Origin of the sequence: Thiohalobacter sp. (genome assembly GCF_027000115.1) — a bacterium.
In the GTDB taxonomy this organism is placed as follows: domain Bacteria; phylum Pseudomonadota; class Gammaproteobacteria; order Thiohalobacterales; family Thiohalobacteraceae; genus JALTON01.
Genome location: NZ_JALTON010000006.1, coordinates 20953 through 27633 on the forward strand (window position 1 = coordinate 20953; position 6681 = coordinate 27633).

At 64.5% G+C, this 6681-nt stretch carries 7 protein-coding genes and 1 tRNA gene; 5 read left to right on the top strand and 3 right to left on the bottom strand.

Translation table 11 applies throughout. The features are described 5' to 3' along the window. The first annotated feature begins 216 nt into the window (after positions 1–216). Positions 217–2217, top strand: a complete 2001-nt coding sequence (rep, locus tag MVF76_RS00985) for a DNA helicase Rep (RefSeq protein ID WP_297526764.1) — start codon at positions 217–219, stop codon at positions 2215–2217. Between the two features lie 235 nt (positions 2218–2452). On the opposite strand, the gene MVF76_RS00990 is transcribed toward rep, so the two are convergent. Next, the gene (locus tag MVF76_RS00990; RefSeq protein WP_297526766.1) at positions 2453–3199 is read right to left on the bottom strand and encodes a c-type cytochrome; all 747 of its coding nucleotides are present in this window, start codon (positions 3197–3199) and stop codon (positions 2453–2455) included. A gap of 226 nt (positions 3200–3425) precedes the next feature. On the opposite strand from MVF76_RS00990, the gene MVF76_RS00995 reads away from it, so the two are divergent. The 3 genes from MVF76_RS00995 to MVF76_RS01005 all read left to right on the top strand — a co-directional run bounded on the left by MVF76_RS00995 (position 3426) and on the right by MVF76_RS01005 (position 4851). Next, positions 3426–4106, top strand: a complete 681-nt coding sequence (locus MVF76_RS00995) for a putative metalloprotease CJM1_0395 family protein (protein ID WP_297526768.1) — start codon at positions 3426–3428, stop codon at positions 4104–4106. 15 nt (positions 4107–4121) lie between these two features. After that, complete coding sequence (locus MVF76_RS01000) at positions 4122–4358, top strand: hypothetical protein (RefSeq protein WP_297526770.1); 237 nt, start codon at positions 4122–4124, stop codon at positions 4356–4358. 416 nt (positions 4359–4774) lie between these two features. Beyond that, positions 4775–4851, top strand: a tRNA-Arg gene (locus tag MVF76_RS01005). 146 nt (positions 4852–4997) lie between these two features. Here the strand turns inward: MVF76_RS01005 and MVF76_RS01010 are convergent. Together MVF76_RS01010 and MVF76_RS01015 are read right to left on the bottom strand one after the other, a co-directional pair. Further along, a complete protein-coding gene (locus MVF76_RS01010; RefSeq protein WP_317622908.1) occupies positions 4998–5258 on the bottom strand; it encodes a helix-turn-helix transcriptional regulator in 261 nt (86 codons plus the stop codon). A 1-nt stretch (position 5259) separates the two neighbouring features. Then, entirely contained in the window at positions 5260–5541 is a 282-nt protein-coding gene (locus MVF76_RS01015) for a type II toxin-antitoxin system RelE/ParE family toxin (RefSeq protein ID WP_297526772.1), read from the bottom strand. Positions 5542–5838: 297 nt separating this feature from the next. On the opposite strand from MVF76_RS01015, the gene MVF76_RS01020 reads away from it, so the two are divergent. Continuing rightward, a complete protein-coding gene (locus MVF76_RS01020; protein ID WP_297526774.1) occupies positions 5839–6423 on the top strand; it encodes an IS1595 family transposase in 585 nt (194 codons plus the stop codon). The last annotated feature ends 258 nt before the right edge of the window (positions 6424–6681 follow it).

A 6681-nucleotide genomic window follows, 5' to 3' on the forward strand; every position in this document is an offset into this window, starting at 1 on the left:
GGAACCTGTCCCTGTTTCGACCGCAGGGGGGCCGGTCTTCGTGGTCCCGGTCACATTCCCGCAACCGGGCACCCGCAGCGACACGGCCGTGCGACGCGCTTCACAGGGACATCCCGACGGCCCCGGCCATGGGCCGAGGCCGTAGCCCCCGACGCAACAGGCAGGCTAGAATGAACGGCCCATGCCCGCAGCACCCCGCCCACGAGCCCCGTCCCTGTGTCGAAGCTGAACCCCGCCCAGCGCGCCGCCGTGCGCCATGTCGACGGTCCGCTGCTGGTGCTGGCCGGCGCCGGCAGCGGCAAGACCCGCGTCATCACCCACAAGATCGCCCACCTGATCGGCGAATGCGGCCTGTCGGCCCGCCATATCGTGGCCGTGACCTTCACCAACAAGGCCGCGCGGGAGATGCGGGAAAGGGTCGGCAGGCTGCTGGACGGGCGTGCGGGGCGCGGCCTGACCGTATCCACCTTCCACACCCTGGGCCTGAACATCCTTCGCCGCGAACACGCCCGGCTGGGCTTCAAGGCCGGCTTTTCCATTTTCGATGCCCAGGACAGCAGCCACCTGGTCAACGAACTGGTGCGCAAGGCGCGCATCAGCCTCGACCCGGACCGCGCCCGCTGGCAGATCTCGGACTGGAAGAACGACTGCATCGACCCGGAGACGGCACTGGCCAGCGCCAGCGAGCCCTTCGCCGTGGCCGCGGCCCAGCTCTATGTCGAGTACCAGCGCAGCCTCAAGGCCTACAATGCCTTCGACTTCGACGACCTCATCCTCGCGCCGGTGACGCTGCTCGCCAGCGATGCCGAGGCACGCGAACACTGGCAGAACCGCATCCGCCATCTGCTGGTGGACGAGTACCAGGACACCAACGGCGCCCAGTACGAGCTGGTGCGGCTGCTGGTCGGCCGGCTCGGTCACTTCACCGCGGTCGGCGACGACGACCAGTCCATCTACACCTGGCGCGGCGCGCGCCCGGAGAACCTGCGCCGGCTGCAGGAGGACTATCCGCGGCTGGAAGTCATCAAGCTGGAACAGAACTACCGCTCCAGCGGCTGCATCCTCAAGTGCGCCAACCAGCTCATCGCCAACAACCCGCACCTGTTCGAGAAGCGGCTGTGGAGCGAACTCGGCTACGGCGAACCCATCCGCGTCCTGCCCTGCAGGGATCCGGAGGCCGAGGCGGAAAAGGTGGTGTCCGAGATCCTGCACCGGCGCTTCACCCAGGGCGCGCGCGACGGCGACTTCGCCATCCTCTACCGCGGCAATCACCAGTCGCGCCCCTTCGAGAAGGTGCTGCGCGAGCATCGCATCCCCTATCACCTGAGCGGCGGCACCTCCTTCTTCGAGTACACCGAGGTCAAGGACCTGGTCGCCTACCTGCGGCTGCTGGTCAACGAGGACGACGACCGCGCCTTCCTGCGCGTGGTCAACACCCCGCGCCGCGAGATCGGTGCCACGACTCTGGAGGGGCTGGGCGCCTATGCCGGCGAGCGCGGCATCAGCCTGCTCGCGGCCTGCTTCGAGATCGGGCTGGAAAGCCATCTGAGCGCGCGGTCTGTGAAGCGGCTGCGCAGCTTCGCGGAATGGGTGGTGGACTTCGCCGATCGCGCTGAGCGTGGCGATCCGGTGGCCGTGTTCAAGGAACTGCTGGGGGATATCGACTATGCCCAGTGGCTGGACGACACCACCCGCGACCCCGAGGCCGCTTCACGCAAGTGGGCCAATGTCGAGGAGCTGGTCGGCTGGCTGGAACACACCGCCAGCCAGTTCGAGGGCGAGGCCAGCCTGCGCGACCTGGTGAACCGCATGGCGCTGATGGACATCCTCGACCGCGACAGGGGCGGCGCCGGCGGCGATGCCGTGCACCTGATGACGCTGCATGCCGCCAAGGGGCTGGAGTTCCCGCACGTGTTTCTGGTGGGCATGGAGGAAGGGCTGCTGCCGCACCGCACCAGCATCGACGAGGACAACCTGGAAGAGGAACGCCGGCTGGCCTACGTCGGCATCACCCGCGCCCAGCGCACCCTGACCCTCACCTTCGCCCGCAAGCGCAAGCGCGCCGGCGAATGGTCGGCCAGCGAACCCAGCCGCTTTCTCGAAGAACTGCCGCGCGACGATCTCACCTGGGAGGGTCGCGACGAGGTCAGCAGCGAGGAACGCCAGAGCCGCGGCCAGGCCCACCTCGCCAATCTGCGGGGGTTGCTGGGGTCCTGAGCCGCGGCAAGCGGGAACGCCACGCAAATCGGGGCCACTGCCCGACTTCCCGGATTTCGGCCTTCGGCCTGCATCCGGGGTACGGGACTACAGGAACCGAGTCCTCATCGGCAATGCCAACGGCAGACGCCGTTACCCTTACCCGACTTGATATCTTGCAACTTGATTCTTGCAACTGCCCAAAACAAACCGCGCCCCGGAGGGCGCGGCCTGTCGATCATCGAGCGATCGGCCGTTACTTCGCCTTGGACACCAGGTAGGCCACCGCGGCCCTGATGTCGTCGTCGGAACAGTCCATGCAGGTGCCCTTGGGCGGCATGGCACGAATGCCCTCGATGGCGTGCTTGACCAAGGTGTCCATGCCCTGGGCGATGCGATCGGCCCAGGCGGCCTTGTCGCCGACCTTGGGCGCGCCCGCGGCGCCGGTGCCATGGCAGGCGAAGCAGCGGCTCTGCACGATCTGTTCCCCCTTGGCGAGATCCGCACCGGCCGCGGGTGCCGGCGCGGTCGCAGCAGCCGGTGCCGGTGCGGCCGCCGCCACGCCACCGGCGACCTCGATGCCGGTCTCCTTGAGCATGTACAGGATGGCGCCCTTCAGCTCCGCTTCGGAACAGTCGGCACAGGTGCCCTTCGGCGGCATGGCACGGATGCCGTTGACGGCATGGGACACCAGGGTATCCAGACCCTGATCGGCACGCGGCCCCCAGGCGGCCTTGTCGCCCACCTTGGGCGCCCCGGCGGCGCCGGTACCATGACAGGCCATGCAGGAAGCATCGTAGATCGCCTTGCCGGCACGCGGCGCCTTGGGCGCAGCGGCCGCATCTGCGGCGCCCTGCTCGGCCACCTTCACGGTGCCCACCGGACGGATGTTCTCCAGCACCGCCTGCTCCTGCATCTCGTCGGCACCCGCCAGCGCGGTCCAGCCCAGCAGCAGGGCACCCAGCGCCCCCTTCACGACAGCCTTGCCCAGTGATTCGGTCACGGTGATATCTCCAGTTCCGGAAATTAATTAAGGTGTGAATTCGGTGGGCGCAGAGTATAGCCGGCTGCCGGCCCACCGAAAACCGCCGCCCCGGCGCTCAAGTTCCCTGCGCCGCCGGCCGTTAACCCGGATGAGGGAGACCTCGCACAGCGCCGCCATCCGGACCGGCAGCCTCAAGGAACCGGCAGGGACTGCAAAAACCACTGCAAAACGGCGGGTTACGAACATGGTCATCCAACCGGCGCAGGCCCCGGCAGTTGCCCTGCCGAGCGAACCGCCCCGGCCACCCACCCAGACGGCGGCCGAGGACGTGGCGCGCCCGGTGGTCCCTGCCACACCCACCGATGCCGCCACCCGCCAGACCCGCGACCGCCAGCAGGTGGAGGAAAAGCGGGGCGAGGACCGCCGCCGCGAGGCTGAACGCACCCGCGCAAGCGGCGAGGACAACGAACTCAGCGAGGACGAACGCCGCCAGGTCGAGGAACTCAAAGCCCGGGATCGCGAAGTACGCCAGCACGAGGCCGCGCACCGCGCCGCTGCCGGCCGATACGCTCGGGGTGGCGCCCGTTTCGACTACCAGACCGGCCCCGACGGCAAGCACTATGCCGTCGGCGGCGAAGTGAACATCGATACCGGCCGCACCGGCGACCCGCGTGCCGACCTGGAAAAGGCCCAGACTGTCGAACGCGCCGCACTGGCCCCGACCGAGCCTTCCACACAGGACCGGAGCGTCGCCGCCCGGGCCCGTGGCATGGCGCTGGAAGCACGGCAGGCACTCGCCGAACAGGGCCGGAAAGGCAATACACCGGCGACATCGCGGCCAGCGGACCTCGATCGAATCTTCGGTCGCAACGGCGAGGGCCCGCGCCCGGCCGCCATCGGCCACAACCTCGACCTCTTTGCCTGAACCCGGAGCGAGACCATGAAAATCGACAACGCCGCCCAGATCGGCCTGCTCGGCATCCAGCGCGGCATGGCCAAGGCCACGCAGCACGCCAGCGAGATCGCCAGCGCCGGCCTGGCCGAAAACCCCAACCCGGTCGCCCTGGTCGAACCGCTGGTCGGCATCAAGGCCGCCGAGCTGCAGGTCAAGGCCTCCGCCGAGGTCATCAAGGCCGTCGACGACATGATCGGCACCCTGTTCGACGACAAGGCCTGAAGCCCCTATCCGGTCCGGCCCCTCCGGGCATGGACCTGTCCACCCCATTGCAGGTATGCTTGGCAGCCCGTCGCGTCAGCCGGACGGCCAGCATCCGCGCCGGGATACAACAGGCACGGTCAGAGGTAGCCCGGATGAAGCGCAGCGGAATCCGGGAAGCCGCGGCAGCGTTGGCCTCGTCGCCCGCCAGGGCGACCGAACGCCCTGCAGCGGCAGGAGATGACAAACAGAGTTTGCGCCCGTAGCTCAGCTGGGTGAGCCGAGCGCAGTTCGCGAAGCACCGCTTCGCGCGAGGCGAACGCCCGCGAGCCACGCGAGTGGGCGGGGGAAGCCGCGACAGCGGCGGGAGCGTTGGCCTCGTCGCCCGCCAGGGCGACCGAACGACCTGCAGCGGCAGGAGATGACAAACAGAGTTTGCGCCCGTAGCTCAGCTGGATAGAGCGTTGGCCTCCGGAGCCAAAGGTCAGAGGTTCGAATCCTCTCGGGCGCGCCAAATCAAAAGGCCACCATCGCGGTGGCCTTTTGGGTTTGGCGGGTTCGAGGGATTTGATTCGGACCTCACAGGTTCGAGCCGAGTCCGGCACAAGCCGGGCAAGACAACGCGCAGCGTGGGCTTCCCCGTCGGACTGGGCCGATTGGTTATGCCGCAGATTCTCGACGAACATCCCAGCCCGGGAAGACAAGAACGGCCGGATGACACTTTAGCGCCCTGGCCAGGACCTTTGCTCTCTCCACGCCCAGGTTGACTCGATCATTTTCAATGGCAGAGATAGTGGACTGAGGAATTCCAGTAAGCTCAGAAAGTTCGTTCTGACTCATTTCCTGTAACTCCCGAAGAATCCGTACCGACTCCCCGACAGATACGTCTACCAACTTTTTCGCTTTCCGATAATCTTTCATATCACTTCCTCCGATACTCGTGCGGAGTCACGTTAACCACTTGAACCAGAACAAGATCTTTCTCGATTCTATAGATGACGCGATACTGAATATTTAAACGGGATGAACGATACCCCTTCCACTCTCCACGAAGCGCCTCATCGTGAAACCCCTTAATTGGCTTCAGTCCATCAGGACCACTTATGCGTATGATATCTTTCCATTTTTCATACCGTTTGGCTACGTCAACCGGCAGCAACCCAAGCTGTTTTACGGCCTTCCTGTGCTCGTATATCTCCCACATACCTTAATTAGCATATATATGCTATATGGTATGTCAACCCTGCGGCATAACGATAGGTAATTCCTAAGCAAATCGGACCAGATCGACTAGTCTGGTCTGTGTATGAGACGGTGTACAGAATGCGGATATACCCAGGCCTGGAAGCTTGCTGACGGGCGCTTCAAGTGCCGCCACTGTGGCCGGCGCTACACGTGAACGACTGTCTGGGATGCCAGCCGTCTTCCGGCGGCTACCAAGCGCAAGCTGGTCGAGTATTTTGTGCTGGGGGTACCCAGCTACAGGATTCGTTTTTGGGGCTTGGCATCGCCGCCGACCATTGAGCGCTTTTTCCGTCTCATCCGGGCGGTGCTCGCTTATGAGGAGCAGTGCCGGGAGCCGTTCGAAGGCGTCGTGGAATGCGATGAGACGATGTTTGGCGGGCGCAGACCGGGCAAGCGGGGTTGGGGTGCGGCCGGCAAAGTCATCGTGCTGGGCATCCTCAAGCGTAATGGACAGGTCCGGGTCTTCCCGGTTCAGGGCCGTAGCGGAGCCGAGATTATCAGCCTGGTGAGAGCACACACGCGGCCTGGAAGTTTGTACTATACGGACGACTGGCATGCCTATGCATCGTTGGCTGTTCGAGGCGACCACATTGTGGTGCGCAAGGAAGGTGGACGCCCCAAGGGGCGGGCGCACATCAACGGTATCGAGGGATTCTGGAGTTATGCGAAACATTGGCTCTATCCGTACCGTGGCGTGCCCCGTAAATTTTTCCATCTTTACCTGGGTGAAGTTTCGTTCCGGTTCAATCACCGTGATGAGGACCTCTTACCCCTTGTTTTTCAGCTCATGAAGCGGGTCTCCATCACTGAAATTGAGCCAATTCTGGTCCGAAATAGTTAGGAATTACCTTTATTTATCTCATTCATAATTTCGCCATGTTACTAAATTAAACTTAGCTGCATGCATCTTTTTACGCCCAACGTTGCGCATGAACGGCCGAGCGTAAGCGAGGTCCGGCGCCCTGGAAAGGGTGGAGTTGACCCGTTTTCGTGGACACCTGATGATTTGAGAGGAGGTGTCTGGAAATGGGCAAGACAAGGAAACCGTATCCGCCGGAGTTCCGGCAACAGATGGTTGAGCTGGTGCGGGCTGGCCGTA